Genomic DNA, 26,823 nt, shown 5'->3' with positions numbered 1-26,823 from the left:
TCCTCTTATTGATGAATGAGTTTGCGTGTGAGATTTCCGTTTCCGTCATACGTATACTCGGCCAAAACCTTGCCGTTTTGCTTGATTTGTACAAGCTGCCCTTTGGCGTTGTAGATGTATTCCACTCCCAAATAACGGGCTGCGAGTCGCGCATGCACCGCACCGTTTCCTGCCGCTGACAGAACGACGTAATAATCTTGTCCCTTTTGCATGGACAGTCGCACCTTGGAAAATGGCGGCTGATCCCCGTCGTCATTGGCCGCAATCAGGCGCGTGCCCGCGTAATCCTCATAGATGGCGAGCTGCGTATTGCTTGTCCCTTCCGCCGGATTGTCGCCGTAAAAGCTCGTATACAGCTCGAAGCTGCCTGAGGACGGCGGTGTAAACTTCACGATTTTTTTCGCGCCTGCCCCAAGATTGAGATCTTTGGGAGCATTCATGAAAAACGGTTCCGTGTCGGAAAACTCAATGGCAAACGGCCCTGCTACCACGTCCGCATCCATCCCCGCTACCTTGGCTTTCGGGATGGTGACGAACAAGTTCTGGACGCTGTGCTTGCTCTCGTGCGTGGCTGCTTTCCCCGCAAACTGAATCGTCAGCATCGAGTTGCTGTTCCTTGTGACAACTGGCGTAAGTCCAGCCGGAACGTTGCTGACAGACACGGCACTCGCTGCGTCCGAAGTCAAAATTCCGTTGCTGATCGTGACGACCTGTTGTTCCGCGAGGCTGCCGTCGTTTGCAGCCGCTTCATGCAGCACAGGCGAAGCCACCGTTGCCTTCGTATCCAGCGCCGCTGTCAATCGGGCGTGAACGCCTTTTTGCTTGTCGTAAGAAGAGACCCACACAAAATACGTCACTCCCGCTTCCAGCGGTGTGTTGATTTCCGAAAAAAGCTCGCCCGGCGTTGCTTCGTCATTGATTCTCACCACTTGCTGCAGCTTTTCGTCGCGAGACACGAGCAGAACGGTATCGAACAGCGGCCCAAATCCGCCGTACGGACTTGTGTACAGCCGATAGTTGCCTGTTACAGGAGCCGTGAAGCGGTAAGCCGGCACTTCTCCGGCGGGCAAACTGATATCGACAGGCTGATTGAGCGAAAGCACCGCCTTCACATCGCTGAGCAAAAGCGTGTATTCCGCAGTTTCGCTAAAGTAACGGTCCATGCTGAACACGGAAAAATAATACGTCTTGTTCGGCTCGATCTGGAATGTGATGATCTCGTCTTGCCCCAGTGTCGGCTTCATGCTGGTGCCGATCGCCTTGTTTGGCGCTTCAATCACAACCAGGTCGTAGTTCACGTCGTCAGGAACATACAAGGTAACCGTTGCCTGTCCGCTTTGCGCTCCCGAATCGTAGCGATAAATATCAGTGTCCTGCTTCCACGACAGCTTGGAATTGTACATATTTCCTCGCGTAATCGGGTAAGCACTGCCAACATCGTCGTTCGGCTCAAACGGGTCCAAGACGGCGGCGGCAGTAGCAGTAGCATTGACAGCAGCAGCATGCAATTTCGCCTGCTTCGCACTGTTTTTTCCCGTCCTGGCAGCGGATAACTCTGGCATGAGCTGCTCCCAGTAGGCATCTGCCTTTTCGTTGTACGTCTCAACCAATTCGGCAAGCGGTGTTTTTTGAACCGACAGCTGATTTTCTACAGCCGCTTGCTTTGCAGCCCGTTCCGTTTGACCAGGCGCTTCCTTAATTTGATGAAGCGCTTTGGCCTGCTCGAACAACACGGACGCTTCCTCGCCAATTTGCTTGGCAAGCGGCTCGTTGTTCTTCTTGGTAGCGACCTCCTGAAAAAAGTCGAGCGTCTGCGAAAGCTTCAACAACTCCTGATCCAGCTGGTAGATGTCAGCCAGTGGATCTGCTGCTGCCGTAACCGCCCTTCCCGGAAGGCAAACGACTGTGATTACAGCCAGCAGTAACAGCAGCACAAACGATTTTTGTTTCATGTGTCCTCACCTCTTCCTTTTGGCTTTCGTTTTGCTTTCGTGGTTTCTCTGCCCCCACTGCGCTGCGTCTCTGCGCTCGTACGCTGGCGCAGACACTTTTTCGTTCAACGTGTCCACCTCCTTTCATAATCAGAACGCTTGTTCTTGTTTTCGTTTGTATAAGCATCTTAATGTACAAAATACTTGTATGTCAAATGAAAAATACAATATTTTCATACATACTTTTTTTCTTTCTTGTCTTTTAGTACAATATAGTTGTACATCTGTAACGGAAGGACTGGCGCTCATGCTATCTCAGCGCTTACGCACAGCTCGCAAAGCGAAAGGTCTGACTCAGGAAGAGCTGGCTGAACGTGTCAGCACGACCAAGGGCACGATCAGCAACTACGAAAATAACCACAGCACCCCTCCCAATGACATGCTGATGCAGCTGGCAGATATTTTGGAGGTTACGACCGACTGGCTTCTGGGACGAACCGAAGACGGCGCTGTTTATGTGGCTTCTTCGTCTGCGCAGACAGGCCAGCGTTCACTGGACGAGCTGTTGCAGGAGAGAATCGACGACCCGGACGACTACTATTTTCTCGATGGGTATCTGGAAGCTTCTGAAGAAGAGAAGAAAGAAATCCGCCGCTACTGGTACGACCTGAAAAAGCAGTGGAAAGCTCGCCAGGTACGCGAATCACGCCCGCCTTCCCTGTTTGACATCACGGAAGAGCTGAAAAAAAAATAACCCCACAGAGGGGTTTTCTTTTCGAGACAAAACAGAACGTACGTTCCAATTTTTCAGGAGGTTCCTGATGCACTTTTCCCTTTTACAAGAAATCGGCAAACCGCAAACCTGGCTGGAAAGCCGCGTCTATCTTTTGCTGCGCCACCATGGCATGGAGCTGCCCGAACAAATCAATCTCGCGCAACTGTGCGAAACATACGGCATCGAAATCCATTTCATCAACGGCCGCAGCCGCGCCCACGCCCATCCCAGCTTGCCGAATCGCTACATCATCGCGGTAGATGAACGTCTCGACCCTGCGACCCAGCGGGTAAAAATCGCGCATGAGCTTGGGCACCTGCTCCTGCATGAAGGAGTACAGCCGCAGTCCAGCGAATGGATGATCGATTGGCAGGAATCGCAGGCGAATCATTTTGCCGAGCACCTTTTGCTCCCGCTCTTCATGATGGGCTCTGTGCTTGCGGATTGCTCCCGCTACCAGGCACCTGTGCTGTTGGCCAGCCGCTTTCAGGTCCCGCTTGCTCTCGCGCGCACCCGCTTTGACCGGATTCTCAGCCGCCTGTACGCCAAAGGCTTTCCCGTCTACGATTGATTGATAGACCGTCCAGGCATTTTTGACCATCTTTTCGGAGGCGATTTTTCGTGAAACGAATCTTTATAGCGGGAGACGCTTACAGCAGCCGTTTTTTCGAGCTGCCACTCGACCAGGATGAGGAATTGTCGCTGCGTCCGTCCATTGAAGTGGCGAGCTATCACGTGGCGCGATTCGCTTTGATCATGCAAGATGACGGTCTTTCCGGCCTCGGCATTTTTCCCGGAGACGCTTTGCTTATTTCCGACTTCTCCATGGAACCGATCAAAGACAGGCCCGTCCTGATCAGGCAGGAAGGCCAGTTTCTCGTCCGCATCGCAACAGATGTCAATCCGGTAGAATGCTTGTTTACGACCACGCGTCCGACAGACGAACCGCTCCTGTTACCTTCCGAAAACATCCGGATTACCGGAGTCGTTTCCGGCATTATCTCTCTTTCGGGGAATGACGTCTGACAGGAGCCAATCCTTGATCGCCGCTACCGTTTGCTGCCACTGCTCCTGCGGAGTGATGGCAGCAGGCTGGTCGCCTTCCTGCGCGCCATAGCTGCCGACCTGCGCGTGATTGCCGCCCTCGATTGTCATGAATACCGCATTCTCTGGCAAAAATGCCTTGCTGGCCGCAAACTTTTCCCGATTCACCACGCCATCCCGCGATCCGAGCAAGGACAAGACGGGTATTTCCGCTTTTTGCAAATCTCCCCGTTTGTCCGGATAGGCTCCCAAAAAGAAGACGCCATCGATCCGATCGAGGTGTTGGACCGCAAACCGGGCTGCCATGGCTCCGCCCAAAGAGTGCCCGCCGATCACAAACGATTGCTTGGGATATGCTTTCAACACTTGATTGGCTCGCTCGACATCGCTGATAGCCAAATTCAGCGGCATTCTCGCTACGAATACCCGATATCCGGAACCAGCCAAAGCTCGTGCCAGCGGTGCATAGCTCTCCGATTTGACCAAAGCACCTGGATACAGGATCAGCCCTGGCTCCCGGGCTTCCCCGCCTTCAAAAGCAATCCAGTCCCCCGTATCGATAACGGTGATGCCTTCCCCGCCCTGCATCGCATCTTTGGCAGCCTGATCGTGCTGGTAAGGACGCAAATACCAGATCGCCGTACACGCTCCTACAAGCAAAAGCAAAACCAGTGCCCTGCGCCATATTTTCCGTTTGCGACTCATCCCGCCACCTCGCTTCCGGTCCCTTGTTACCTGCTTCTTATTATGCCTCCATTTTCCTTTCCATGTACGTCATTTGCATTTGCGGATTCGCGGGCTACACATACTGAAAGCATGACGCTTCCCATGCCGCGAAACGTTTGCTACAGCGATGGCAGCGACAGCAGATCGTGGGCTTCTCCCTGCTCTTTTGCCCAGACATGAAAAAAGGCGCAGTCTGTTTCTCTGCCCCTTTTCCTTCGCTCATTTTTTCTCCTTTTGCCGCTCCCGAAAACGGCGTACCTTCATCAGATTGCCGCACATTTTATCGTCGCACCAGCGCCGCACCCGGTTCCGGCTTTCATCGTAGAACACCCAGCGGCAGTCCTCGTTGTCGCAAATCTTGATCCGCTCCAGATGGGACGGAAGCAACAGCGTGGCAAAAGACCCGGCGATCCGCGCCATGACCAGTGGCCATCCTTCAATCGCGCTATGCCATTCCTGCGCATAAGTTGCTTCCTCTTCACCAGGCACGACGCGAACGTAAAACGGAGCTTTTGCCAGCGTCTCGTTCAGTTGCTCCAACTCCTCTTGCAGCAATGCCTCCCCGCTGACCACCTTTTCCAAAAGCATTCGCATATACTCGCGAAATTGCACAAGAACAGCGACGGTTTCCTCGTCAAGCGGCAGCGGTGCCTGCAATTGGTGCTCTTGCAAAAACCATTCCTGCCATTCCCGCTTTGCCAGGCGATTTTCCTTGCGGCCTGTCCCGCGCCAGTCACGCCAATCGCTGTTTAAAAAATCGATGCATAGCCATTGCACACTTCTCTTCCCCCATCTATTTTCGCTTCTTGTAGGTAACACCAACATATGGTAAGATCATCTTGTAACCACCAAAATTCATTTTGAACGTTACAAACTTCTTCTTATTGCCATTATAGCGCTTCACCAATCTGTTTGACAGACGAGGAGGAAACACATGAATCGGATGGAATTGCTTGTTCATGAATGGGAGTGCACGTATGACAAAGAAGATTGGTATCCGCCGCTCAAGCACGCCCTGGATGGCGTGACCGTGGCCCAAGCCAGCTGGCGTCCCGAAGGAGAGGCAGCGAACACGATCTGGGAAAATCTCAGTCATCTGCTCTATTTCAAAGAGCGTTTGCTGCACCGTCTATCCGGTACGGATTTTCCTGGTACGGCTGAGACGAACGATGACACCTTCCAACCATCCGGAGCGCCAGACGACGAAGCAGCTTGGCAAGCGGCGGTGCAGCGCATGGAAGAAGTACATCGCGGCATTCATGAAAAGCTCCGCTCCCTTTCCGGCGATGCATTCGATCAGCCGCTGCCCACCATCTCCATCGGGCAAAGCGTGATGAGCATCATTTTGCACGACGCTTTTCATACGGGACAAATCGTGCAAATCCGCAAGCTGCAAGGCTCCTGGCCTGCGCGCAGGTCATTTTTGTAGCCCTTGCTCCCACTCTAGCAATATTTTGCAGCACAACTTTTTTCATTGATTAATAACGATCAATCTTATATAGTTGATAAATAAATCAACTTCATACATGTTATCCTCATCTTTCACGGTGAGGGTAGAGGTCGCGGCTTTTATGTCATCCTGTACGAGATTCAGAAGAAATCTATGACTCCAGGAAAGGGAAAAGCCGCCGAAGCTCATATCGCATCTCTGTGCGCGTGGGCTGGGGCTGTACCCGAAAGGGACAGAACTGTCACGTTTGCTTGCCGGGCAAACGTGGTGTGCTATCTTCAGTGAAGGCTTGGTGGGGATTGGATGATACCGCCCTATGCCGTTTTTTGGCTATTGGCGGTTTTTTCGTTTCCGACCGACCTTCTCAAAATCTTCGAAAGGTCGTGCAAGCATCTTATGTCACAGAATCAACTGCAACGTGGTTTGAAAGCCCGCCACCTGACGATGATCGCCATCGGCGGCTCCATCGGTACGGGCTTGTTCCTGGCGAGTGGAGGCTCGATTCACGAAGCCGGACCAGGGGGCGCTTTGGTCGCCTACATCGCTATCAGTATCATGGTTTACTTTTTGATGACCAGTCTTGGGGAAATGGCCGCCTTCATGCCTGTATCCGGCTCCTTTTCCACCTACGCCACCAGATTCGTCGACCCGTCACTCGGCTTCGCGCTTGGCTGGAATTACTGGTACAACTGGGCAATTACGATTGCGGTCGAACTGTCAGCCGCAGCTCTCATTATGAAATACTGGTTCCCGGATACTCCCGCCATTTTGTGGAGTGCCTTGTTCCTCGTCCTTATGTTTGCTCTTAATCTGTTGTCTGTCAAAGGCTACGGCGAATCCGAATACTGGTTTGCCTTGATTAAAGTAGTCACCGTCGTCGTCTTTATCATCATTGGTATTTTGATGATCTTCGGCATTATGGGTGGCGAAGCAGTCGGCTTCCAAAACTTCACCAAAGGCGATGCACCGTTCAATGGCGGCTTCATGGCGCTTCTCGGCGTCTTCATGATTGCCGGGTTCTCGTTCCAGGGAACCGAGCTTGTAGGGGTGGCCGCTGGTGAGAGCGAAGACCCTGCGCGCAATATCCCGAAAGCGATCCGCCAGATTTTTTGGCGCATCTTGCTCTTCTACATTTTCGCAATCTTGATTATCGGGTTGCTCGTTCCTTACGACAATCCGAATCTGATCAGCGGTGATATTACCGATATTGCCATCAGCCCGTTCACGATCGTCTTTGAAAAAGCCGGCTTTGCCTTCGCCGCCTCTGTGATGAATGCGGTCATCCTCACCTCCGTGCTGTCTGCCGGCAACTCCGGCATGTACGCATCCACCCGCATGCTGTGGGTGCTGGCGAAGGAAGGAAAAGCGCCAAAATGGTTTGCCAAAGTCACTCGCAACGGCGTCCCGATCAATTCCTTGATCATGACGGCTGCCATTGGTGCGCTGGCGTTTCTGTCTTCCCTGTTTGGAGATGGCGAGGTGTACGTATGGCTTCTGAACGCATCCGGCATGTCCGGGTTTATCGCTTGGCTCGGCATTGCCATCAGCCATTACCGCTTCCGCAAAGCGTACCTGGCCCAAGGCCGCGACCTGCGTGAGCTGCCATACCGGGCGAAGCTGTTCCCGTTTGGCCCGATTTTCGCCTTTATCATTTGCTGCGTCGTCATTGTCGGCCAAAACTACTCGGCGTTTATCGGCGGCGAGATTGACTGGAACGGCGTGTTCGTCTCCTATGTTGGCTTGCCGCTGTTTTTGATCGTCTGGCTTGTCTACAAGTATACGAAAAAGAGCAAGCTTGTTCCGCTCCATAAAGTAGATTTCAGCATGGACGAAAAATAAATAGCTTTGCCAAACAAGTCATTGCAGGCTCCCTCACGTCGAGGGAGCTTTTTCTTTGTTTCATTTTATTTTTCCGATCAACTTTCTTATGATTACATATTGACGAATGTAGACTGGAAATATATACTGTTCATGAAAATTTGATAATGAGAATCGTTATCGACAAACTCTTTTCCTATTCCCAAGGAGGCCCCATAATGAAGTCCAGGTTATCGAAGCATCTCTACAGCACTACACTGGTTGCCGCGCTTCTTGCAGGCAATACTCATTTGGCTATGGCCGCTCCTGCAGTCGTTGCAGCCGCAGAACAAACCCAGACCGCTCCTCTGTCTCTTCACGGTGCGATCGAGCAAGCATTGAAAACCAGCATCGATCTTGAGCTGCTGCAAATAGATTACGATGTTACGGAATATGAAACGCTCTATACGCTGCGAGAAAAAGCGGCCATCCAGCTCGAAAACGTCAATACGCTCGATGATGCCAAGAAAAAATACGAAGACGCTGCCAAAGCGAGAAAAGACCTGGCGCTTAGCGAAGTCACTTTGAAAACCTCAAAAAACAATTTGCAGTTGCAAGTGCAAAAAGCGTATTTTGAAGTCTCTTCTCTGGAAGAAAAGATCAAGCTGCAAAAGCAAAGCATCCAACGCCAATACTGGTCGGAGAACGACGAAGCGAAAGAAAAGCTGTCCGCTCTGGAAACCAGCTACAAGCAGGCATTGGCCAAACTCAACGATCTGCTGAACGAAAAAAAGGACAAGTCCTGGCGCTTCGAAACCCGCGAGCTGTCCGCACCGCTTGTTGCCACTCTGGAAGAAGCCAAAGCGCAAGCCTACAAAAAGCGGCCTGACATGATGAAAGCTGTCGCCGAGAAAGATTTTGCCGAAGTCAAAGTTAACTACACGAAAGATTACACGCCCATCAGCACCTATAAAGGCAAAGTAGCCGTCAAGCAATTGCGCAAGTCCGACCTGGTGCTGGAACGACTGAAGCAAAAAGTCGATCAAGAAGTAGCCGACTCTTTCGAAAAGGTCGCCGCGGCGAAAAAAGCATTGGCTGAGAGCGTCCTTGCCAAAAACGAAGCAGCCAAGCAATACCAGCAAGCTTTGTCGGATTACACGAGTCAAAAAGCAGCCTTGAAAGACTTGATCGAAAAAGAAGCAAGCCTGTTTGCAGCAGAAACCAAAGCATCTGAATCGCTCTATCAATACAACCTTGCTGTCAGCACATTGGATCAATCGATCGGTTTCTAATATTTCGCTTCACGTAATATTTTTTCGTCATTTTCCCTCCTTTTTATCTGATGAATTAGGCAGCAAGCTCCAGACTGCCTTTTATATAGATCAGCGGCTCTCTCCTCTTTACTTTTGACCAAGCTCATAGCAAGAAAGGCGTCCGCTATCTGGATGCCTTTCTTGCTGCACGCTGCCTTTACACAAAATTTGTAAATTATTTAAACTCTTTGATTGATAAATGATGTTTTCTATCATTCCAACTCTCGATTTCGTATTGACGAACATCAGGTTGGAAATATATACTGTTCATGAAAATTGATAATGATTATCGTTTTCATTACTCGTGAAATGAAGGAGGCTTTGTAAATGAAGTCCCGGTTGTCCAAACATCTTTACAGCACCACACTGGTCACTGCTCTTTTTGTCGGCAGCTCGCACCTGGCTCTGGCAGCCCCTCTCGCAGCGGCGGTGGAACAAACAGCAGTAGCTCCCCTCTCTCTCGATCACGCTGTTGAGCAAGCATTGAAAAACAGTGTTGACCTGGAACTGGCGAGACTCGATTACGAAACCACTCGCTATGAGTCTCTCCTGACCCTTCGAGACACAGCGGCAATCAAAAAGGATGACGTCAATTCGCTGAGTGAAGCTTCTGACAAGTACGGAGATGAAGCTGAAGCGAAAAAAGATTTGCTCGTCGGTGAAGCTTCCTTTGCCACCAAGCAAAACGCTCTGCGCCTCGATGTCCAAAAAGCATATTTTGAAGTTCGCGCCCTGGAAGAAAAAATCAAGGTGCAAAAGAAAAGCATCCAGCGCCAATACTGGGCCGATGACAATGACGCCAAAGACAAGCTGTCCGCTCTGGAAAGCAGCTACAAGGAAGCATTGGCCAAGCTCAACGGCTTGCTGAATGAAAAACAGGACAAAGAGTGGTTGCTGCAAACGAGCGCACTGACCTCTGCCCCGCTGAATACAGTGGAAGAAGCTCTTGCTCTGGCCTACCAAAAACGCCCTGACATGATCGAAGCCGAAGCGAAAAGAGAGTACGCCCAAATCAAAGCCGATTTTACGGCAGAATACTCCGCGGGAAGCACATATAAAGGAAGAATCGCGCGCAACGACCTGCGCAAAGAAGAGCTGCTGCTGCAAAGCCTCAAACAAAAAGTGAGTCTGGAAGTCAGCGATTCCTACGAAAAAGCGGCAGCTGCCAAAGCTGCACTGACAGCAAGCAACGCTGCCAAAGAAGAAGCTGCCAAACAATACGAACAAACTCTTTACGATTACGCCAACAATAAAAAAGGCTCTTTGAATGACCTGATCGACAAAGAAGCAGAATTATTCGAATCCGAAACCAAAGCTGCCGACGCTCTTTATCAATACAATCTGGCTGTAAGCGCCTTGAATCAATCTGTTGGTTTCTAAAACTTCGCAATACGAAATAATAATTTCATTTTTTCCTATACGACCATTCCCATTGTTGTAACAGGCTGCTCCTATCAACCAGCCGCCTTTTCTACCATATACATGCATACCATTTTCGGTCGCAGCCAATTGCGGCCACTCCCATACGAGCAAGGCTTCATTCAGAAGATGAAGCCTTGCTTTTCATATGGGGCAAGCTTTCTTTCGTGAAGCGAATCCATTCGCGCGTCGCATACGAGAGATAGGCGTTTTTGCGCCAAATCATCCCGAGGTGCCATCGGATCGTCGGATTGACCAGCGCAAGACTGTGAAAACGGCGCGGGTCCAGCTCCCGGCAGATCGTTTGGGGCAGCAAGGTAATCCCGACATTGGCTGCCACCATTTCCGAGAGAAAGTCCCACTGAGAGCTTTTGTACATGACCGCAGGGTGAAAGCCGACTCGCACGCACTCGTCAATAATCCGGTTGTGCAAGGAAAAGTCTTCGTGAAACAGCAAAAAGCGCTCCTGCGCAAGCTCGATCAGCGATACCTCCTGCTGCTCGGCCAATGGATGAGTCGGGTGAACCACGACGCGAATCTGCTCGTTGACGAACGAGTACGACTCAAAAAGCGCTTCATCTGTCGGCAGCAAAACGACACCGCTGTCCAGCATCCCCGATGCGACATCTGCCTCCACTTTTTTCGAACCGACTTCCAGCAGCTCCAACTCGATCCCCGGATACTGCTCGCAAAACTTCCCGATGACTTTTGGAAAAAAGCTCGCTCCTACCATCGGCGGCAGCCCGATGCGAATTTTTCCGCGCTTTAGCTCCATCAAATCTGCCAACCTGATTTTCATATTCTCGAACGATTTCACCATGACTTCCGCCTGGGAGAACAAAACCCATCCCGCATCGGTCAACGTGATGCGCTTTCCGACCCGCTCAAACAGCTCTACGCCAATTTCCTCCTCCAGATTGCGCACCATCTTGCTGATCGTCGGCTGGGTAATATACAGCGACTCTGCCGCCTTGGTGAAGCTGCTATGCCGCGCTACCTCCAAAAAGTATTGCAAATGGCGAATGTCCATCCGCTCTTCGCTCCGTTTCTTCTATAGATAAGATGAATGTTACTCATTCTATATATGCATTTTACCTATGAAAAAAGCTGATGTACACTTTTCCCAAAGGGAGAGGACCATCATGAAAAGACTGATTATCATTGCGGGGCAAGTAGCATTTTTCATTCTCATGTCTGTTTTGATGAACCTGCTTGTTTCTGCGCTCGGCTGGAAAATCCCCGGCAGCATCCTGGGGATGTTTGTTGTGTTTTTCTTGCTCCAGGCCAAAATTTTGCGGCTGGAATGGATTGAAACCGGAGCCGCATGGCTTTTGGCAGAGCTGCTGTTGTTTTTTATTCCGCCGTCTGTCGGCATTGTCTCGTACCAAAGCCTGATGCTGCATGAAGGGCTGCAAATTGTTCTGATTATCGTGATCGGCACTGCGTTCGTCATGGTCTGCAGCGGCTTGATCGCCCAAAGCATCTCGAAGCGGAAGGGGCATACACGCTCATGATGACCGGACTGATTGGCTTTTTGCTGACTATCGTCATTTATTTGACGGCCAAACGGCTTTATCGCTATAGACCGATTATGCTCTTTTCGCCTATCTTGTTCACACCGCTTCTGCTGGTTGTCCTGCTGCTGTGCGCCCAAATCCCTTACGCTGATTACAACGAAGGGGGAAAATGGCTGGCGTACATGCTCCAGCCTGCGACTATCGCCTTTGCTGTGCCACTCTACAAGCACTATCCTTTATTGAAGAAACACGCGGCACAAATCATGATCAGTGTCGTGTCCGGCTCGGCGGTGGCCGTCATCTCCTCCGCTGTGCTCGCTTTGCTTTTGCATACCGATCAGCAAGTGCTCTACAGCCTTTTGCCGCGTTCCATCACGACGCCAATCGCCATGAACGTATCGCAAATGATCGGGGGCGTTCCTTCGATTACCGCCGTGCTCGTCTTGATGACCGGAGTGCTCGGTTCCATCATCGGGCCGTACATTATTGCTTACTTGCGGATTTCCGATGATATCGCGCGCGGTGTCCTGCTGGGCACAAGTGCGCACGGCGCAGGGACGTCCAAGGCGTTTGAAATCAGTCCGATCTCAGGCACTGTCTCCAGTATTTCCATGATCGTAGCTGCGCTTGTCACACAGCTCGTCGCCACGATCGTCATGTCGTCATAAATTTATCCGAAAAAGCAATGCTGCTGCATAAAAAAGAGGACAGCGCTACTGGCACTGTCCTCTTTGCTGTTTTCCTCGCCTGCCCTACTGCAATCGTCCCATCAGGCGCTCCATCCGATCCAGCGCCTTTTTCAACTGCTCCATGGACGTCGCATACGAGCAGCGAATGTGGCCTTGTCCGCTCTCGCCAAACACGTCTCCCGGCACGACTGCCACTTTCTCCTCCATGAGCAGCTTTTCGGCAAACTCGGCGGAACTAAGTCCTGTTGCCGCCACAGACGGGAAGGCGTAAAACGCTCCATCCGGTTCATGGCACGTAAGTCCGATCTGGCGGAAGCCATCGACTACGTAATTACGGCGCTGACGGTAACTCTCGATCATTCGCTCCATATCCGCGCGGCCATGGCGCAACGCTTCGAGTGCAGCCATCTGGGCCATCGTCGGCGCACACAGCATCGTGTACTGGTGAATTTTCAGCATGCCCGCGAGCAGATCAGGTGTGGCACACACGTAGCCGAGCCGCCAGCCTGTCATGGCAAACGCTTTGGAAAAGCCGGAAATCAGGATCGTCCGCTCTTTCATTCCCGGCAGAGCCGCGATGCTGTCATGCATGCGTCCGTACGTCAGCTCTGCATAAATCTCGTCGGAAATCACCAGCAGGTCGTGCTTTTCAATAATCGGCAGAAGCGTCTTCCACTCCTCTGCTGTCATCGTGCCCCCTGTCGGGTTGTTCGGGTAGCAGAAGATGATCGCTTTCGTGCGCTCTGAAATATTCGCTTCCAGCTCTTGCGGCGTCAGCTTGAATTGGTTTTCCATCGTCGTTTTCAAAAACTTCGGCACGCCGCCAGCCAGCCGAATGACAGGCTCGTAGGAGACGTAGCACGGTTCTACTACCAGCACTTCATCACCTGGATCGAGAATGGCACGCAAGGCGATATCAATCGCTTCGCTCGCTCCTACGGTTACGAGAATCTCCGTCTCCGGATGATAGCTGACCGAGAAGCGCTCCTCCAAATACTTTTGAATCTCGACGCGCAGCGGGAGCATGCCCGCATTGGAAGTATAGGCAGTGTGTCCGCGCTCCAGCGAGGAGATAGAAGCTTCGCGCATGCGCCAAGGCGTGACGAAATCCGGCTCCCCAACCCCGAGCGAGATGACCCCTTCCATCGATGCCGCCAGATCGAAAAAGCGGCGGATGCCCGATGGCTTCAAAGATGCGACTGTAGACGACAAGCGATTTTTTTTGACTGTCAATTGTGTACTCACGGCGTAACCACCATCCTGCGATCTTCGTCACGATCTTCCAGCTCAATGCCATCGTGCTTGTAGCGTTTCAAAATAAAGTGCGTCGCTGTCGATACGACAGAATCGAGCGTTGACAGCTTTTGCGATACGAAGGTAGCGACCTCTTTCATCGTCTTGCCTTCCAAAATGATCGACAAATCGTAGCTGGCGCCAGACATCAAGTAGACGGCCTTCACTTCAGGGAAGCGGCAAATGCGTTCGGCTACCTCGTCAAATCCGACATCGCGCTTGGGCGTCACTTTGACGTCGATCATGGCGTTGACGTAAGGATGATCCTCCACGCGCTCCCAGTTGACCAGCGCCGGATATTTCACGATCACCTTTTCTGCCTCCAGCTCGGCAATCGCCTGTTCGATTACCTCCGTAGGCTCTGCCAGCATTTTGCCGATTTGCTCGGCGCTCATGCGGCTATCTTCTTCCAAAAGGTGCAACAGCTCCCTTTGCTTCAAGCGATCCATTCCCCACCACTCCTATCTCTTTTTGGCCAAAATCAAAAAGCCCCAGCAACCTGATCCATGCTTTCATGAATCGGGTTGCTGAGGCGAAGGTATCGCGGTACCACTCAGCTTTTTTGCCTCTCTCGCAAAAGGCAAACTCGTGCAGTCTTGTCAAAAAGACATGCGCCCCGTAACGCGGGGAAAACGCTGCTTTCTACTGAACCGTTCAAAAGCAGGGCTCCAAGGTGGCTTTCAAAAAGAGTTCGCGGCCGCCCTCCCAGCAATCAGGCAGCTCTCTGGTCGTCAAATCCCTTTTTTACTTTCCTTTTCACAGCCATGTATTTGTGTGCGTATTGTTGTTTGCTTGAATGTCTCAGATTATAAAAAGGTTTTTCGTTATTGTCAACTGACAACTTCATGGGTGGAAAGTCCGATTTCTATGGCATAATGAGAACAAACATGAAAATTTTGGCGAGAATCCAAGCCTATTGTAAGTGGGGAATCACATGAAAAAAAGCATCGGCGTCATCGATCTCGGCTCCAATACAGCCAGATTGGTCATTTACGAGCAAGACGATTCGGGAATGGTAGCAGAGATAGACAATATCAAATACAGCTTGCGATTGAGCAACCACCTGCGTGCGGGCAGACTGGACGAGGAAGGCGTTGCCAAAACGTTGACAGCGATGCGCCAGTTCAAGAAACTGCTGGACGCGCGAAAAGTCACCCAAGCCATCGGAGTTGCCACCGCAGCAGTTCGCCAGGCGGAAAACGGCCGGGAGCTGACAGCGGCGATCGAGCGGGAAAGCGGCATTTCCATGCGTGTATTAAGCGGCAAGGAAGAGGCGCGATACGGCTATCTCGCCGTCTTGAACAGCATGCCTGTGGACGAAGGAATCACCATCGACATCGGCGGCGGCAGCACAGAGGTTACTTACTTCCGCGACCGCCAGCTGATCGAAAGCCACAGCTTTCCATTCGGCATCGTGACATTGACCAGTCAATTTTTCCGCGAAGAGGTTCCGAGTGAGGAAGAATTTGCGCAGCTTCGCACCTTTTTGGCCGATTCGCTTGCCACTTGTCCCTGGCTTGCCGACCGCCACTGTCCCGTCATCGCCATCGGCGGCACAGCGCGCAATCTGGGCAAAATTCACCAGCGCCAGGTTCACTACAGCATGGACAGCCTGCACCATTACCCCATCCAGGCAGATGCGGTAACGAACATTTTGAACGCCCTGCGCAGGCTGCCGCTGGAAGAACGCCGACAAATCCCTGGCGTATCCAAAGACCGCGCCGATGTCATTCTCGCGGGCATGGCGGCTTTTGAAAGCTTGCTTCACTACGCGCAAAGTGATTGCCTGCTCGTAAGCAACAAAGGGCTGCGTGACGGGGTGTTGTACGAAACCGTCTGGGGTGAACAGCCGCCTGCCTCGACCGCCATCGTCCGGGAGCGCAGCGCCTTGCAGTTCATGAACCGCTACCAGGTTGACCAGCCGCATTCGCGCCATGTGCGCGACCTGGCCTTGTCGCTGTTTGACCAGTTGCAACAGCATGCGCTCCATTCGTTCGGCGGATTCGAGCGGCAGCTTTTGGAAAACGCCGCCCTCCTGCATGACACCGGACGCACGATCAACGTCTACGAAGCTTCCGAGCATACTTTCTACCTGCTGTCCAACGTGCTGATGGCAGGCTATACCCATCGGGAACGGCTGCTGCTCGCCATGATTGCGTCCTATAAAACAAACAAGCTGGCGCAGAGCCAGATTGCCCGTCACCCGGATTTGCTCGGCAAGCAGGACAAAAGTCTCGTAGAGAAGCTGGGCCATTTGCTGCTTTTTTCCAGAGTGCTGGATCGCTCGATGACCCAGGCGATCAGCGCCGTCCGCCTTGCTTCAACAGGCGGCGAGTTCGTTTTGTCCTGCACGGGAAAACAGCCGGATTTGCTCGAGTATTCCTTGCTCGATGAGCCGCTGTCCAAGCTCTCGAAAGCTTGGAAAATCCCGCTGAAAGTCGTCGTGGACGCGTAGCCCCGACAAAACTTAACAATCGCTTAACAGTAGACTGCTATACTATTCCTTGCCAGTTATGATCTATCTTTTACTATGCGAAAAAGGTTGGTTCATGATGAAGGATTTTAGTATTCCAGATTATTATATCAACCGGGAATTAAGCTGGATCGCTTTCAACGAGCGCGTGCTTTTTGAAGCTTCCAATCCAGACAATCCGCTTTTGGAGCGGCTCAAGTTCATCGCGATTGCCAGCAGCAATTTTGACGAATTTTTCATGGTCAGGGTGGCAGGTCTAAAGGACCAGGTCAAAGCCGGCTTCACCAAGCCGGACAACAAATCCGGGATGACGGCAAACGAGCAGCTGTTCGCTGTGTGGGATCGCACTCATCTGGTGATGGAACGGATGTACTCGATCCTCAAACACCAGATTACGCCGGAGCTGAACAAGGCGGGAATCCGCTTTTTGCAGGCAAATCAGCTGAGCGAAGAGCAAGCCGTATTCGTGCGCGCCTTTTTCCATCATCACCTGTATCCGGTGCTGACTCCGATGGCCGTAGATGCCAGCCATCCGTTTCCCATGCTGTTGAACAAAAGTTTGAATCTGGCTGTCTTGCTGGAAGACACGGAGGAAGAAAGCGAAGGCCCGCTGTTTGCTGTTGTGCAGGTGCCGTCCGTCCTGCCGCGTTTTCTGGAGCTGCCTTCCCTCGATGGCGAGGATCATTTTATCTTGTTGGAAGACGTCATCGCGGAGCATATGGACAGCCTGTTCCACGGCTACAACATCGTCGAGGTCAGTCCGTTTCGCATTACACGCAACGCCGACTTGACTTTTGACGAGGACGAAGCCGATGACTTGCTGGAAGCGATCGAGCAAACGCTGAAAAAACGCAAGATGGGCGAGCCTTCCTGCCTGGCCGTCTCTTCGTCCATGAGCGCATACTTGCAAGCCACTCTGCAAGACTGGCTCGATCTCACTGACAAAGAAGTGTACTGCCTCGATGGTCCGCTCGATCCTGCGTTTTTCTTCCGCTTCCATGCGCTGGCAGGCTACGACCATTTGCGATTTGAACCGCTCGATCCGCAGCAGCCGCTTGATTTGGCGAAGCAGGACGAGGATTTGTTTGCGCTCATCCAAAAAAGGGACGTGCTGCTGCACCATCCTTACGAATCTTTTGAGCCGGTCATCCGATTTGTCCAACAAGCCGCGAACGACCCCAAGGTGCTCGCAATCAAGCAGACGCTGTACCGGGTCAGCGGCGATTCCCCGATCGTCAATGCTCTCCTCCAAGCTGCGGACAACGGCAAGCAAGTCACTGTCCTGCTGGAGCTGAAAGCGCGTTTTGACGAGGAGAACAACATCGTCTGGGCCAAAAAACTGGAGAACGCCGGATGCCACGTCATCTACGGCTTGGCAGGGCTAAAGACTCACAGCAAAATCACGCTGGTCGTCCGCTCCGAGGGCGATAGCCTGCGCCGATATGTGCACCTTGGCACGGGCAATTACAACGACAAAACCGCAGGCGTGTACACGGACATGGGCATGTTTACTTCGCGTGAACAGGTCGGGGCAGATGCCACCCACTTTTTCAACCATCTGTCCGGCTATTCCCACCCGCCAAAATGGGAGGAAATCGCCACCGCTCCTGTCGGATTGCGCGAAGCGTTCCTCGATCTGATCGAAGGCGAAATTCAAAATTGCCTGGCGGACAAGCCTGCTTACATCACCGCCAAGATGAATGCTTTGACCGACAAGGAAATCATCGAAGCGCTGTACCGCGCCTCGTGCGCCGGGGTGAAAATCAATCTGATCGTCCGCGGCATTTGCTGCCTGCGTCCAGGCATTCCCGGCGTCAGCGAAAACATCCGGGTCACGAGCATCGTCGGCAGATATTTGGAGCATAGTCGCATTTACGCCTTTTGCAATGGCGGCGATCCAAAAGTGTTCCTGTCCAGCGCGGACTGGATGACTCGCAATATGATCGCCCGCGTCGAGATTTTGTTTCCCGTGGTGCAGCGTGATCTGAAGGAGCGGATCATGCACGTCCTGGCTACGATGTTGCAGGATGACGCCAAGGCCAACGTGCTCATGCCAGACGGCACGTATGTGCGCGTGCAGCCAAAAAACCTCTCGCCGCTGAACAGCCAGCTGTTTTTCTGGGAAGAAGCTGTTCAGTCCAGCCAGCCGTGCCAGTCCGCTCCGTCGCTTCAACAGCGACTCAAACCGATTACCGCCCCGTTGGAAACCGTCTCGCCTTTTTCATAAACGAAGCGCCTGAGCATGAGCAGCTCAGGCGTTTTTTGCGTTCGTTCGTTCCAGCGTCAGTTATTGGAAAAATATTATATTGTCATATTGACATTGTTAAAAATACATTATAATATAAACATAACAGGATCAACCAGCACATTACAGAAAGGATGCGATCGTGAGCATGCATCGCCTGTCAGCCAAACGCCTCTTTTTTCGCACCAAGAAGCATCGCTCGCCAGACGGGCTTCCGACCGATATTTGTCTCTTTACCATCCTGTCCGTTCCGCGTGCAACCAAAACCAAATCGTTGCCGCACAAGCAGCTGGCTGTTCTTTTGATCAAGCGCAAAAGCGACACCTACGGGGAGCAGTGGGCTTTGCCCGGCGGCTTTTCCAAGGAAAGCGAGACGCTGGATGAATGCGCCTACCGCGAGTTGAAAGAAGAGACGAACATCGACCGCGACGTCCACATTGAGCAGCTGAAAACATACTACAAGCCAGGTCGCGACCCGCGCGGCTGGATTCCGAGCGTCGCGTACGTTTCCCTCGTTCACGAAGATTTGCTCAAACATGCGCAGGCTGCCGACGACGCTTCCGATGCGCAATTATTTCCCATCGAAGAAGCTTTCGCTCTCAACCTGGCATTCGATCACCGCGAGATTTTGACGGACGCTTTGCAGCGCGTGCGGGAAGAAATGCTGCAAACGAACATCGCCAAAGCGTTCCTGCCTGAGCGGTTTACGCTGAGCGAGCTGTTGCAGGTCATCGAAACAGTCGTGCCCAGCTTCAAAGTGAACGATCGGGGCAATTTTGAACGCCGCCTGCTCGCCACTACGAGAAGGCAAGGCATTCTGGAAGCAGCAGTAGATGATTCGGGCCAGCCTGTTTACTCGACCGAGTATTCCAACTCTCCCGCCAAGCTGTACCGCTTTTCCGACTTCATCCCGACTGCCATGATTTACTGACAGGCTTACCCACATTCACTTCAGGAGGTTTTTGCCATGAAATCCTTGATTGTGATCGACTATACCAACGACTTTGTCGCGCCAGACGGTGCCCTGACCTGCAAAGAACCAGGGCAAGCTATTGAAGGACGCATCGGCGAATTGATCCGCGATTTTCTCGCAGAAGGTGATTTTGTCGTGATGGCGGTGGACGCTCACAAGGAGCAGGACCCGTACCATCCGGAAACCGGGCTGTATCCGCCGCACAACATCATCGGCACGTCCGGCAGGAACTTGTACGGGAGCATCCAAGGCATCTACGAGGAATTTGAGGACACCATCTACTGGATGGACAAAACGCGCTACAGCGCCTTCCAGGGCACTGATCTGGCCTTGCAGCTGCGGGCGCGGGGCATTAGCGAAATTCATCTGGTTGGCGTCTGCACTGACATTTGTGTCTTGCACACGGCAATCGAAGGTTTCTACCACGGTTTTCGCGTCGTCATTCACGAGGACGCCGTCGCCAGCTTCAATCCGGTAGGACACGAGTGGGCTTTGGGACATTTTCAACATCAACTGGGCATAGCCGTTGTGAAAAAATAACATCTGGCAGGCATGGACACCCAGATGCATGCGGGAGGTTACGATCATGCGAATCGGCATATACGGAAGCAGCTTTGATCCGATTACTTACAGCCATCTGTTTACGGCAGCTACTGTCGCGCACAGAAGACGCCTGGACAAAGTCATTTTTGTCCCTTGCTCCTCCAAACGCCATGACAAAAAAATGCAGACGGAGGATGTCCATCGCCTGCACATGTTGAAGTTGGCGCTGGCCACCTGCGAGCATAAGACGAACCAATTCGGGCAGCCGCTGTTTGAAATTTCCACGGTGGAGATGGATGCCCTGCCTGGCGAAACATACACGTACGACACGATGGTCCATCTGCAAAAGAAATATCCGAACGACGAGCTGTTTTTCATCATGGGCTCGGACCTGCTGGTAGGACTGTCGAACTGGGGCAATGCCGAAAAGCTGGTCTCGCAGTTTCAGTTCATCGTCATGTCGCGGGAAGGGTATCCGACCGCCGACCTGATTGCCGAAGACGCGCTTCTGCGCAACCACGACGAGCATTTTCTGATCATGAGCAAAGGCATCAACATGGGCATCAGCTCGACTTACATCCGCGATGAAATCCGCAAAGGCGGCGACCCGAGCTTCCTGCTGCCAGATGCGTGCCTCGCGTACATTTACGAGCAAGGGATTTACCGTGAGCAGCGGGTGTAAGACAGGGCGAGCAAGAAAGGTAAATCTTTCATTTTGTGGACAATGAAAACGCCAAACGACAAGCTGACGTCAGTATCCACCTGGCGTCAGCTATTTCCGTTTTTTGTCGTCTGCGAATACTGTCACAGCCATTACAACAAAAGCACCTGTCAGCCCTCTAAAAGCCTAGTCATGTTTAATATCATCAATCAAATACTTGTTTCCATTTTGCACTAATTTGAATTGTACATTCACGTCATACTTTTGTTTAACATCTGCCTGAAAATAGTCATACTCGATTCCAGTAAACTTGACGATTACGCTCTGATCGTTTTTCTGAATGTCCACTTTTAAATTTTCGTCAATCGCTTCCAGGCCTTTTTCAAATCGCTCTCTTTCAAAGGTCTCATACGAACCATCAGTAGCCGCTCTAAAGAAGGAGTCAAATATTTTTTCAGATGCTTCTGGTGTAAAATATTTATTTAGTCTTGAAGTAATAACATCTTTTACAGCGCCCTCTGCTTTCGGCTTTCCATTTGCTAGACGAGTCAAATCGTCTGTCCAGACTTGCAGTTTCCTAAACCAGTCCCAAATATAAACTGGTTCTTTTGAGGCTAATACACTGTCATCCAACTCAGAAGGAGCGTAGTCTTCCAGGAGAGAAACAAGCAACTCAGCGTTTGCTTGTGTCAATATATCTTTCGTGCTTTCTTGTGTAGTCGTGTTGACACTGGCACTAGCAGTAAACTCCTTTTTTTCCACGCTTTGATTATCGGCAATTGTGTTATTAGAAGCACAACCTGTTACACCCAAAACAAGGCAAGCAATAACAAGCAAGCTTTTGGAAGCGATATTTACTCTGTTCATTCAATCTCTCCTATTTCTTAAAGTAAAAGTCTTTAGAAAAAACTTACCTAACCCGAGAATCACTCTTCCTCTTTTACAAGTAAAATATTACCATTTTCGAGACTCAATATGAACATTCTTACTTTACTTATCACCATTACTCTCTTGCATAAAGCACTCCCGAAGCGGGTTGAACAGCCGTTTGGCAAAAAAGAAAAAAGAGAAGCCCGATTCGTTAAATCGTCGGACTTCCCTTGATTTTGCTTCATCTCGTATTCTTCAAACTACCATCACGACACTTGATCTTTGCGCAAATAACGCTCGAAATCATCGGTTGCCAACGGTCGGCTGAACAAGTAGCCTTGGCCGTGATCACAGCCGTTTTGCTGCAGGGCGGCCGCCTGGTCGTTCAGTTCGATGCCTTCGGCAATTACGTTCATGTTCAAGCTTTGCGCTATGGTCACGATGGCTTTTACGATCGCTTGGCTTTCCTGGTTATGGTGAATATCGCGGATGAACGAAGCATCGATTTTGATCGTGTCCACTGGCAAGCTTTTAATATAGCTAAACGAGCTGTAGCCTGTCCCGAAGTCATCGATGGAAATGTGGATGCCGATATCGCGAATTTGCTGCAAAACAGCTGTAGCTTCCTCCATCTTCACAAAGATGCTTTCTGTAATTTCCAGCTCCAGCCACTCCGCAGCCAGCTCTGTCTCCGCTAAAATCTGCTTGATCATCTCGACAAGGTCTTTTTGATAAATTTGCCTCGCCGACAAATTCACCGACACTTTCAGCAAGTAGCCTTGATCGTGCCAAATTTTGTTTTGGCGACATGCTTGCCGCAAAATCCATTCTCCGAGAGCAATAATCATCCCCGTCTCTTCGGCAATCGGGATAAACCGATTCGGCGGTATGACCCCAAGCTCCGGATGAACCCAGCGCACGAGCGCTTCCATCCCCGTCAGCGTATCTGTCGCGATGTCTATTTTCGGTTGGTAGTAAATTTGGAACTGCTCTTGCTCGATCGCTTTGCGCAGCTCGTTTTCCATCAGGATGCGCTCCAGCGACTTGGCTTCCATCGTCGGATCGAAAAAGTCGTATCCGTTTTTCCCGCGCGATTTGACGGTGTACAGTGCGGTGTCCGCCCGTTTGAGCAAATCGTCGGCGTTATCTCCATCCTGCGGGTACAGCGCAATGCCGATGCTGCACGACATGTTGAACGAGTGGTCTTGAAGGATAAACGGTCGTTGCAAAGCTTCCATGATCTGATTGGCCAGCGCGGCGGCTTCTTCGCGATCCGCCAATTGGCTGAGCAATACGGTAAATTCATCTCCGCCCAGCCTCGCGACCACATCGGTGGGCCGCAGACACGCCTTCAGGCGATTGGCTGCTTCCACCAGCAACAAATCCCCTACATCGTGACCAAACGAATCGTTGACGTCCTTGAAGCGGTCCAGATCGAGGAACAAGACGGCCAGATTGGACTGAAAACGTTTGGCTTGCATGATTTCCCTGCTCAGGTGCTGGGTGTACATGCGCCTGTTCGGGAGATCGGTCAAGGCATCGTGATAGGCCAGATGATGAATCAGTTCCTCCGACTGTTTGCGGTCTGTAATATCGCGAGTGACAAACAGCAGCTTGCTCACATTGCCCAGCTCGTCCACAATCGGATTGATCTTGCTTTCGGTCCAGATCGTTTCTTTTCTGCTCGTCTGAATGCGGCATTCCACCGTGTACTCTTTTCGCGTGGAATACGTATGTTGAATCGCAAAAGCCATAATATCCCGGTCATCCTCGACAATCCACTCGAACAGATTGTGAAAACGCTCGTCCGGAACATCGTGGTCAAAAACGGCCTTGTGAGCCGGAGACAAGTACAAAAAATCTCCTTCGGCATTGACGATACTGATGATGTCGGATGTATTTTCAGCGATGAGTCGGTACAATTCCTCGCTTTTTCTGACTTCCTCTTCCATATGTTTGCGCGCCGTGATGTCGTTGCGAATGGAAACGTATTGATAGATTTTCCCCTTTGTATCCACAAAAGGCACAATGGTAGTATCAACCCAATACAGACTGCCGTCTTTCGCCCGATTGCATATTTCTCCCCGCCACACTTGCCCCGAGCCAATGCACTTCCACATTTGCTTGAAAAATGACTTGGGATGGTGCCCGGAGTTGAGCAGGCGATGATCTTGCCCGATCAGCTCACTGCGACTGTATTTGGATATCCGGCAAAATTGCTCGTTTGCCCGGAGAATAATCCCGCGATGGTCTGTGATCGCCAGGATCGTCGACTGATCTAGTGCATACTTTACGTCAGCAAGCTCTCGCAAGACCACTTTCAATTCCCCGTCCTTTTCCTGTAGCAATTCTTCCCATTCTTGTGGGGTCAAGGCTTCCATCAATTTGCTTCTCATCCTATCACCTGCTTGCGCTCATGCACCGTGCACGACGCCGATAATTTTACCAAATTTTGTTTGCCGTCAAAGCAAAAACAAAAGGAGTAACTTTCGCACTGACAAATTCCTAGATTCTCAAAAAAAATGACCCTCTTTCAAAGGATCTGAATATGTTGGCGACAAGTTTGCTTCATTTTACCATGTATTGCTTAAAGATCAACATCCACGCATGCGTCAGAAGCGACAGTTTTGCAAACTTCCGTCACCAGACTGACGTTTTGCAGCTTGTCCGGTTTAAAGCCGCAGGCAACCTGCAAAAACGTTAGCTCCGTTTCCGCCGTTTCGCCCGCCTGGCCCGTCTTGTCGGTCTAACCCGTCCCGCCTGTCTCGCCCGTCTATTCCGTCTCTTGAGCCGCAAACTCCCCCGACTCTCCCCCACGCCCCATGTATTCGTCTCGCTCTGCTTGTTGATGACATTCACAACATTCCCGCTGTTTCCGCCGCCTGAACCGGAAAAGGATTTGCTGACGCTTTTAGGAGAGTTGTTCGCCGTATCGCCAAAATTGACAGTACCCGAATTGTTGGTAATCTGTACATTTCCCACATATGTCGGCACTCCTCTCCCTCCTGCCCTTGTGCTTTTGGACTACTTATACAGTATGTTCGGCAAAACTCGCCTGATTGGACGATGGTTGATAAGTTCCACAAAAAAAGTCTCCCGCATGACAACTGCCACACGGAAGACTCGAATTTTCCCCTTTTATTCGCTCTGCTTTTATTGCGCGGTGTATCCGCCGTCTACCAAAAGGCTTGTCCCTGTCACAAAAGATGCATCGTCACTGGCGAGGAACAAGACTGCCTTCGCAACTTCCTCCGGCTTGCCGAGCCGTCCCATCGGATGCAAGGAAACGAGATGCTCGTTCATTGCTTCATTGCGTCCGGCAATGAGCGGCGTATCGATATAGCCTGGGCACACGGCATTCACGCGGATGCCTTGTTTCGCATACGTAATGCCCAACGTCTGGCTGAGCAGCTTCACGCCGCCTTTTGCCGAAGAGTAGGCGGTAACTCCCGCTTTTCCGGCATGGCTGTGGATCGAGCCGCAGTTGACAATCGCTCCGCCCGTTCCTTGCGCCAGCATTTGCTCGATGACGTATTTATCGCACAGAAACACACCCGTCAGATTGATGTCGATCGTTCTTTGCCAATCGTCGGTGCTGAGCAGATGCGCAGGAGCGTCCTTGGCGATCCCGGCGTTGGCGAACAAAATGTCTACCTGGCCGAACCGCTCCACGGTAGCGTCCACCATGTGCTTCACTTCCGCTTCTTTCGTCACATCTGTCTTCACAAACAACGCTTCGAAGCCAGCTTCATTCAACTCTTTCGCCAGCTCGTCGCCACGCGGGGAAAAGTCGGCAATGACGACCTTTGCCCCTTCCTGCGCGAAAAGACGCACCGTCGTTTCCCCGATCCCGCTTGCTCCGCCTGTCACGATTGCCACTTTATTTGCCAGTTTCATGATTGTTTCCCTCCGTTTTCAAATGGATGCTAACGCACAGGAGATGAACGCGCTGTTCCTCCGCCATCGCTGACGAATCCCGCCCCGGTTACGTGGGCAGACTCGTCAGAAGCGAGGAAAAGCACCATATTGGCTTGCCTTGCTTCTATTATAGACCTGCTTTATATTCAATCATATGCAAACATACTTAGTGCAGATTAAGTATAGCTAAAGGATGGAGGAATCCCATGCACCTGGAACAGCTTGAATACATCGTGGAAATCGCCAAGGCAGGCTCTTTGACCAAAGCCGCGCAAAACAAGCACGTCACGCTGTCCGCCATCAGCCAATCCCTCTCCAGTCTGGAAGCGGAGCTGGGCATCGCCCTGTTCACTCGTTCCCGTCTCGGAGCTGTTCCTACATCCGAAGGTCGAGTCATTATCAAAAAAGCTTTCGAGGTGCTGAGCAAGATCGAGGAAATTCAGGAGGAAGCGCAAAGCAGTGCCAATACGCTCAGCGGCGAACTGAGATTGGCGACCATTCCCGGCCCGATGGACTTGTTGGTGAACGCCGTGTCCAGCTTTAAAAAGGACTACCCGCAAATCCGCATCGAGATCGCCGAAAAAGGTTCGCAGGAAATTTTGGAGGACATCGGGCAGGACAAGCTCGATATCGGCCTGATTATTATGTACGAAGGTTTGCTGAAAAAAAGCGCCGGGCAAAGGCTGAGCTTCGAGCCTGTGCTGGAAGGCAAAATGGTCGTGGGCATCAGCAAAAGCTCGCCGCTCGCCTTCCAGGAGTCTGTCAGCCCCGAAGAGCTGCGGCGGCATGCTTTCGTGCTCTACAACGACGACTACGTCAAATGGTTTGTCGCAGACTTTGCCGCCAAATACGGCCCTGTCGATATTTTGTTCACGACAAACAACACGGATGCCATCCGCAATGCCGTGCGGGAAAATCTCGCCGTCACGATCGGACTGGACTATTCCTTCATGCACGACCCGCATTTGCAAACGCTGGACATGCGCACTCTCGATCTCGACATTCCCGAGCAGCAACCCGTTCACCTAAGCTGGGTCCGATCCTCGGAATGGCATTTTTCCCGCCTGGCAAAAGGCTTCACGGACCGTCTTCTGGCGGATTTGAAAAAGAAAAAATTCGGGCCGCTGTCCTGAAGACAGACGACAACCTGTGCCGTCCAGCGCCAAAAAGGCCGCCGTACACGGAC

General features: G+C 51.6%; 25 protein-coding genes, 1 riboswitch and 1 other annotated feature. Of the genes, 15 read left to right on the top strand and 10 right to left on the bottom strand.

The features are described 5' to 3' along the window. Positions 1–5 precede the first annotated feature (5 nt). On the bottom strand, positions 6–1,952 hold the full coding sequence (locus HP435_RS05800) for an RHS repeat protein (protein ID WP_173600024.1): 1,947 nt from the start codon (positions 1,950–1,952) through the stop codon (positions 6–8). 286 nt (positions 1,953–2,238) lie between these two features. Between HP435_RS05800 and HP435_RS05795 the strand changes: the two genes are divergently transcribed. From HP435_RS05795 to HP435_RS05785, 3 genes are all read left to right on the top strand, one after another. Then, positions 2,239–2,685 (top strand): helix-turn-helix domain-containing protein, encoded by a 447-nt coding sequence (locus tag HP435_RS05795; RefSeq protein ID WP_063231496.1) that lies wholly within the window; start codon positions 2,239–2,241, stop codon positions 2,683–2,685. 67 nt (positions 2,686–2,752) lie between these two features. Next, entirely contained in the window at positions 2,753–3,277 is a 525-nt protein-coding gene (locus HP435_RS05790; protein WP_063231495.1) for an ImmA/IrrE family metallo-endopeptidase, read from the top strand. 50 nt (positions 3,278–3,327) lie between these two features. After that, positions 3,328–3,732: a hypothetical protein gene (locus HP435_RS05785; protein WP_122962723.1), complete on the top strand. Its 405-nt coding sequence runs from the start codon at positions 3,328–3,330 to the stop codon at positions 3,730–3,732. Here HP435_RS05785 and HP435_RS05780 read toward each other — a convergent pair. Further along, positions 3,661–4,455 carry an alpha/beta fold hydrolase gene (locus HP435_RS05780; protein WP_173600023.1) on the bottom strand — a complete coding sequence of 265 codons (795 nt, stop codon included), beginning with the start codon at positions 4,453–4,455 and terminating at the stop codon, positions 3,661–3,663. The genes HP435_RS05785 and HP435_RS05780 overlap by 72 nt on opposite strands. Before the next feature lie 240 nt (positions 4,456–4,695). After that, entirely contained in the window at positions 4,696–5,253 is a 558-nt protein-coding gene (locus tag HP435_RS05775) for a CGNR zinc finger domain-containing protein (RefSeq protein ID WP_122962721.1), read from the bottom strand. A gap of 157 nt (positions 5,254–5,410) precedes the next feature. Between HP435_RS05775 and HP435_RS05770 the strand changes: the two genes are divergently transcribed. From HP435_RS05770 to HP435_RS05755, 4 genes are all read left to right on the top strand, one after another. Further along, positions 5,411–5,905, top strand: coding sequence for a DinB family protein (locus HP435_RS05770; RefSeq protein WP_122962720.1), 495 nt, complete (start codon positions 5,411–5,413; stop codon positions 5,903–5,905). Between the two features lie 117 nt (positions 5,906–6,022). Continuing rightward, a riboswitch (Lysine riboswitch) is annotated at positions 6,023–6,209 on the top strand. A 113-nt stretch (positions 6,210–6,322) separates the two neighbouring features. Continuing rightward, positions 6,323–7,765 (top strand): amino acid permease, encoded by a 1,443-nt coding sequence (locus tag HP435_RS05765; RefSeq protein WP_122963244.1) that lies wholly within the window; start codon positions 6,323–6,325, stop codon positions 7,763–7,765. 197 nt (positions 7,766–7,962) lie between these two features. Next, positions 7,963–9,015: a TolC family protein gene (locus HP435_RS05760; RefSeq protein ID WP_173600022.1), complete on the top strand. Its 1,053-nt coding sequence runs from the start codon at positions 7,963–7,965 to the stop codon at positions 9,013–9,015. Positions 9,016–9,363: 348 nt separating this feature from the next. Continuing rightward, positions 9,364–10,416, top strand: a complete 1,053-nt coding sequence (locus HP435_RS05755; protein WP_173600021.1) for a TolC family protein — start codon at positions 9,364–9,366, stop codon at positions 10,414–10,416. A 157-nt stretch (positions 10,417–10,573) separates the two neighbouring features. Here the strand turns inward: HP435_RS05755 and HP435_RS05750 are convergent, their stop codons facing one another. Then, on the bottom strand, positions 10,574–11,485 hold the full coding sequence (locus tag HP435_RS05750; protein ID WP_122962717.1) for a cidABC operon transcriptional activator CidR: 912 nt from the start codon (positions 11,483–11,485) through the stop codon (positions 10,574–10,576). A gap of 112 nt (positions 11,486–11,597) precedes the next feature. Between HP435_RS05750 and HP435_RS05745 the strand changes: the two genes are divergently transcribed. Continuing rightward, the gene (locus HP435_RS05745) at positions 11,598–11,969 is read left to right on the top strand and encodes a CidA/LrgA family protein (protein ID WP_122962716.1); all 372 of its coding nucleotides are present in this window, start codon (positions 11,598–11,600) and stop codon (positions 11,967–11,969) included. Next, positions 11,966–12,640: an LrgB family protein gene (locus HP435_RS05740; protein ID WP_122962715.1), complete on the top strand. Its 675-nt coding sequence runs from the start codon at positions 11,966–11,968 to the stop codon at positions 12,638–12,640. Before HP435_RS05745 ends, HP435_RS05740 begins: the two co-directional genes overlap by 4 nt. Positions 12,641–12,724: 84 nt before the next feature. Here the strand turns inward: HP435_RS05740 and HP435_RS05735 are convergent, their stop codons facing one another. Both HP435_RS05735 and HP435_RS05730 read right to left on the bottom strand, forming a co-directional pair. Continuing rightward, a complete protein-coding gene (locus HP435_RS05735; protein ID WP_063229678.1) occupies positions 12,725–13,906 on the bottom strand; it encodes an aminotransferase in 1,182 nt (393 codons plus the stop codon). After that, positions 13,903–14,403 carry an Lrp/AsnC family transcriptional regulator gene (locus tag HP435_RS05730; protein ID WP_122962713.1) on the bottom strand — a complete coding sequence of 167 codons (501 nt, stop codon included), beginning with the start codon at positions 14,401–14,403 and terminating at the stop codon, positions 13,903–13,905. Before HP435_RS05730 ends, HP435_RS05735 begins: the two co-directional genes overlap by 4 nt. 76 nt (positions 14,404–14,479) lie before the next feature. Further along, positions 14,480–14,723: a binding site (T-box leader), on the bottom strand. Between the two features lie 165 nt (positions 14,724–14,888). Between HP435_RS05730 and ppx the strand changes: the two genes are divergently transcribed. From ppx to nadD, 5 genes are all read left to right on the top strand, one after another. Beyond that, positions 14,889–16,409: an exopolyphosphatase gene (gene ppx / locus HP435_RS05725; RefSeq protein ID WP_173598118.1), complete on the top strand. Its 1,521-nt coding sequence runs from the start codon at positions 14,889–14,891 to the stop codon at positions 16,407–16,409. A gap of 94 nt (positions 16,410–16,503) precedes the next feature. Continuing rightward, positions 16,504–18,654 carry an RNA degradosome polyphosphate kinase gene (locus HP435_RS05720; protein WP_229049834.1) on the top strand — a complete coding sequence of 717 codons (2,151 nt, stop codon included), beginning with the start codon at positions 16,504–16,506 and terminating at the stop codon, positions 18,652–18,654. Positions 18,655–18,820: 166 nt separating this feature from the next. After that, positions 18,821–19,603 carry an NUDIX hydrolase gene (locus tag HP435_RS05715; RefSeq protein WP_173598135.1) on the top strand — a complete coding sequence of 261 codons (783 nt, stop codon included), beginning with the start codon at positions 18,821–18,823 and terminating at the stop codon, positions 19,601–19,603. 36 nt (positions 19,604–19,639) lie between these two features. Then, complete coding sequence (locus HP435_RS05710; RefSeq protein ID WP_173598120.1) at positions 19,640–20,185, top strand: cysteine hydrolase family protein; 546 nt, start codon at positions 19,640–19,642, stop codon at positions 20,183–20,185. A 46-nt stretch (positions 20,186–20,231) separates the two neighbouring features. After that, entirely contained in the window at positions 20,232–20,870 is a 639-nt protein-coding gene (gene nadD, locus HP435_RS05705) for a nicotinate-nucleotide adenylyltransferase (RefSeq protein WP_063229672.1), read from the top strand. Positions 20,871–21,035: 165 nt separating this feature from the next. Here nadD and HP435_RS05700 read toward each other — a convergent pair whose 3' ends face one another. From HP435_RS05700 to HP435_RS05685, 4 genes are all read right to left on the bottom strand, one after another. Then, the gene (locus HP435_RS05700; protein ID WP_173600020.1) at positions 21,036–21,716 is read right to left on the bottom strand and encodes a hypothetical protein; all 681 of its coding nucleotides are present in this window, start codon (positions 21,714–21,716) and stop codon (positions 21,036–21,038) included. 269 nt (positions 21,717–21,985) lie between these two features. Next, on the bottom strand, positions 21,986–24,100 hold the full coding sequence (locus tag HP435_RS05695; protein WP_370641103.1) for an EAL domain-containing protein: 2,115 nt from the start codon (positions 24,098–24,100) through the stop codon (positions 21,986–21,988). Between the two features lie 319 nt (positions 24,101–24,419). Then, the gene (locus tag HP435_RS05690; protein WP_122962706.1) at positions 24,420–24,713 is read right to left on the bottom strand and encodes a spore germination protein; all 294 of its coding nucleotides are present in this window, start codon (positions 24,711–24,713) and stop codon (positions 24,420–24,422) included. A gap of 159 nt (positions 24,714–24,872) precedes the next feature. Further along, positions 24,873–25,616, bottom strand: coding sequence for an SDR family NAD(P)-dependent oxidoreductase (locus tag HP435_RS05685; RefSeq protein ID WP_122962705.1), 744 nt, complete (start codon positions 25,614–25,616; stop codon positions 24,873–24,875). 227 nt (positions 25,617–25,843) lie between these two features. On the opposite strand from HP435_RS05685, the gene HP435_RS05680 reads away from it, so the two are divergent. Beyond that, positions 25,844–26,770 (top strand): LysR family transcriptional regulator, encoded by a 927-nt coding sequence (locus HP435_RS05680; RefSeq protein WP_122962704.1) that lies wholly within the window; start codon positions 25,844–25,846, stop codon positions 26,768–26,770. Positions 26,771–26,823 lie beyond the last annotated feature (53 nt).

The organism is Brevibacillus sp. HD3.3A (assembly GCF_013284375.2).
GTDB lineage: Bacteria > Bacillota > Bacilli > Brevibacillales > Brevibacillaceae > Brevibacillus > Brevibacillus parabrevis.
The sequence above is the reverse complement of the archived record's forward strand: the minus strand, read 5'-3'. Positions and strand labels throughout refer to the sequence as shown.

What these genes read in the sequence shown, in the direction of transcription:
- HP435_RS05800 (WP_173600024.1), bottom strand. Translation starts at nt 1,952, where the DNA reads ATGAAACAAAAATCGTTTGTGCTGCTGTTACTGCTGGCTGTAATCACA.
- HP435_RS05795 (WP_063231496.1), top strand. Translation starts at nt 2,239, where the DNA reads ATGCTATCTCAGCGCTTACGCACAGCTCGCAAAGCGAAAGGTCTGACT.
- HP435_RS05790 (WP_063231495.1), top strand. Translation starts at nt 2,753, where the DNA reads ATGCACTTTTCCCTTTTACAAGAAATCGGCAAACCGCAAACCTGGCTG.
- HP435_RS05780 (WP_173600023.1), bottom strand. Translation starts at nt 4,455, where the DNA reads ATGAGTCGCAAACGGAAAATATGGCGCAGGGCACTGGTTTTGCTTTTG.
- HP435_RS05770 (WP_122962720.1), top strand. Translation starts at nt 5,411, where the DNA reads ATGAATCGGATGGAATTGCTTGTTCATGAATGGGAGTGCACGTATGAC.
- HP435_RS05765 (WP_122963244.1), top strand. Translation starts at nt 6,323, where the DNA reads ATGTCACAGAATCAACTGCAACGTGGTTTGAAAGCCCGCCACCTGACG.
- HP435_RS05760 (WP_173600022.1), top strand. Translation starts at nt 7,963, where the DNA reads ATGAAGTCCAGGTTATCGAAGCATCTCTACAGCACTACACTGGTTGCC.
- HP435_RS05755 (WP_173600021.1), top strand. Translation starts at nt 9,364, where the DNA reads ATGAAGTCCCGGTTGTCCAAACATCTTTACAGCACCACACTGGTCACT.
- HP435_RS05750 (WP_122962717.1), bottom strand. Translation starts at nt 11,485, where the DNA reads ATGGACATTCGCCATTTGCAATACTTTTTGGAGGTAGCGCGGCATAGC.
- HP435_RS05745 (WP_122962716.1), top strand. Translation starts at nt 11,598, where the DNA reads ATGAAAAGACTGATTATCATTGCGGGGCAAGTAGCATTTTTCATTCTC.
- HP435_RS05740 (WP_122962715.1), top strand. Translation starts at nt 11,966, where the DNA reads ATGATGACCGGACTGATTGGCTTTTTGCTGACTATCGTCATTTATTTG.
- HP435_RS05730 (WP_122962713.1), bottom strand. Translation starts at nt 14,403, where the DNA reads ATGGATCGCTTGAAGCAAAGGGAGCTGTTGCACCTTTTGGAAGAAGAT.
- ppx (WP_173598118.1), top strand. Translation starts at nt 14,889, where the DNA reads ATGAAAAAAAGCATCGGCGTCATCGATCTCGGCTCCAATACAGCCAGA.
- HP435_RS05720 (WP_229049834.1), top strand. Translation starts at nt 16,504, where the DNA reads ATGATGAAGGATTTTAGTATTCCAGATTATTATATCAACCGGGAATTA.
- HP435_RS05715 (WP_173598135.1), top strand. Translation starts at nt 18,821, where the DNA reads ATGCATCGCCTGTCAGCCAAACGCCTCTTTTTTCGCACCAAGAAGCAT.
- HP435_RS05710 (WP_173598120.1), top strand. Translation starts at nt 19,640, where the DNA reads ATGAAATCCTTGATTGTGATCGACTATACCAACGACTTTGTCGCGCCA.
- nadD (WP_063229672.1), top strand. Translation starts at nt 20,232, where the DNA reads ATGCGAATCGGCATATACGGAAGCAGCTTTGATCCGATTACTTACAGC.
- HP435_RS05700 (WP_173600020.1), bottom strand. Translation starts at nt 21,716, where the DNA reads ATGAACAGAGTAAATATCGCTTCCAAAAGCTTGCTTGTTATTGCTTGC.
- HP435_RS05695 (WP_370641103.1), bottom strand. Translation starts at nt 24,100, where the DNA reads ATGGAAGCCTTGACCCCACAAGAATGGGAAGAATTGCTACAGGAAAAG.
- HP435_RS05685 (WP_122962705.1), bottom strand. Translation starts at nt 25,616, where the DNA reads ATGAAACTGGCAAATAAAGTGGCAATCGTGACAGGCGGAGCAAGCGGG.
- HP435_RS05680 (WP_122962704.1), top strand. Translation starts at nt 25,844, where the DNA reads ATGCACCTGGAACAGCTTGAATACATCGTGGAAATCGCCAAGGCAGGC.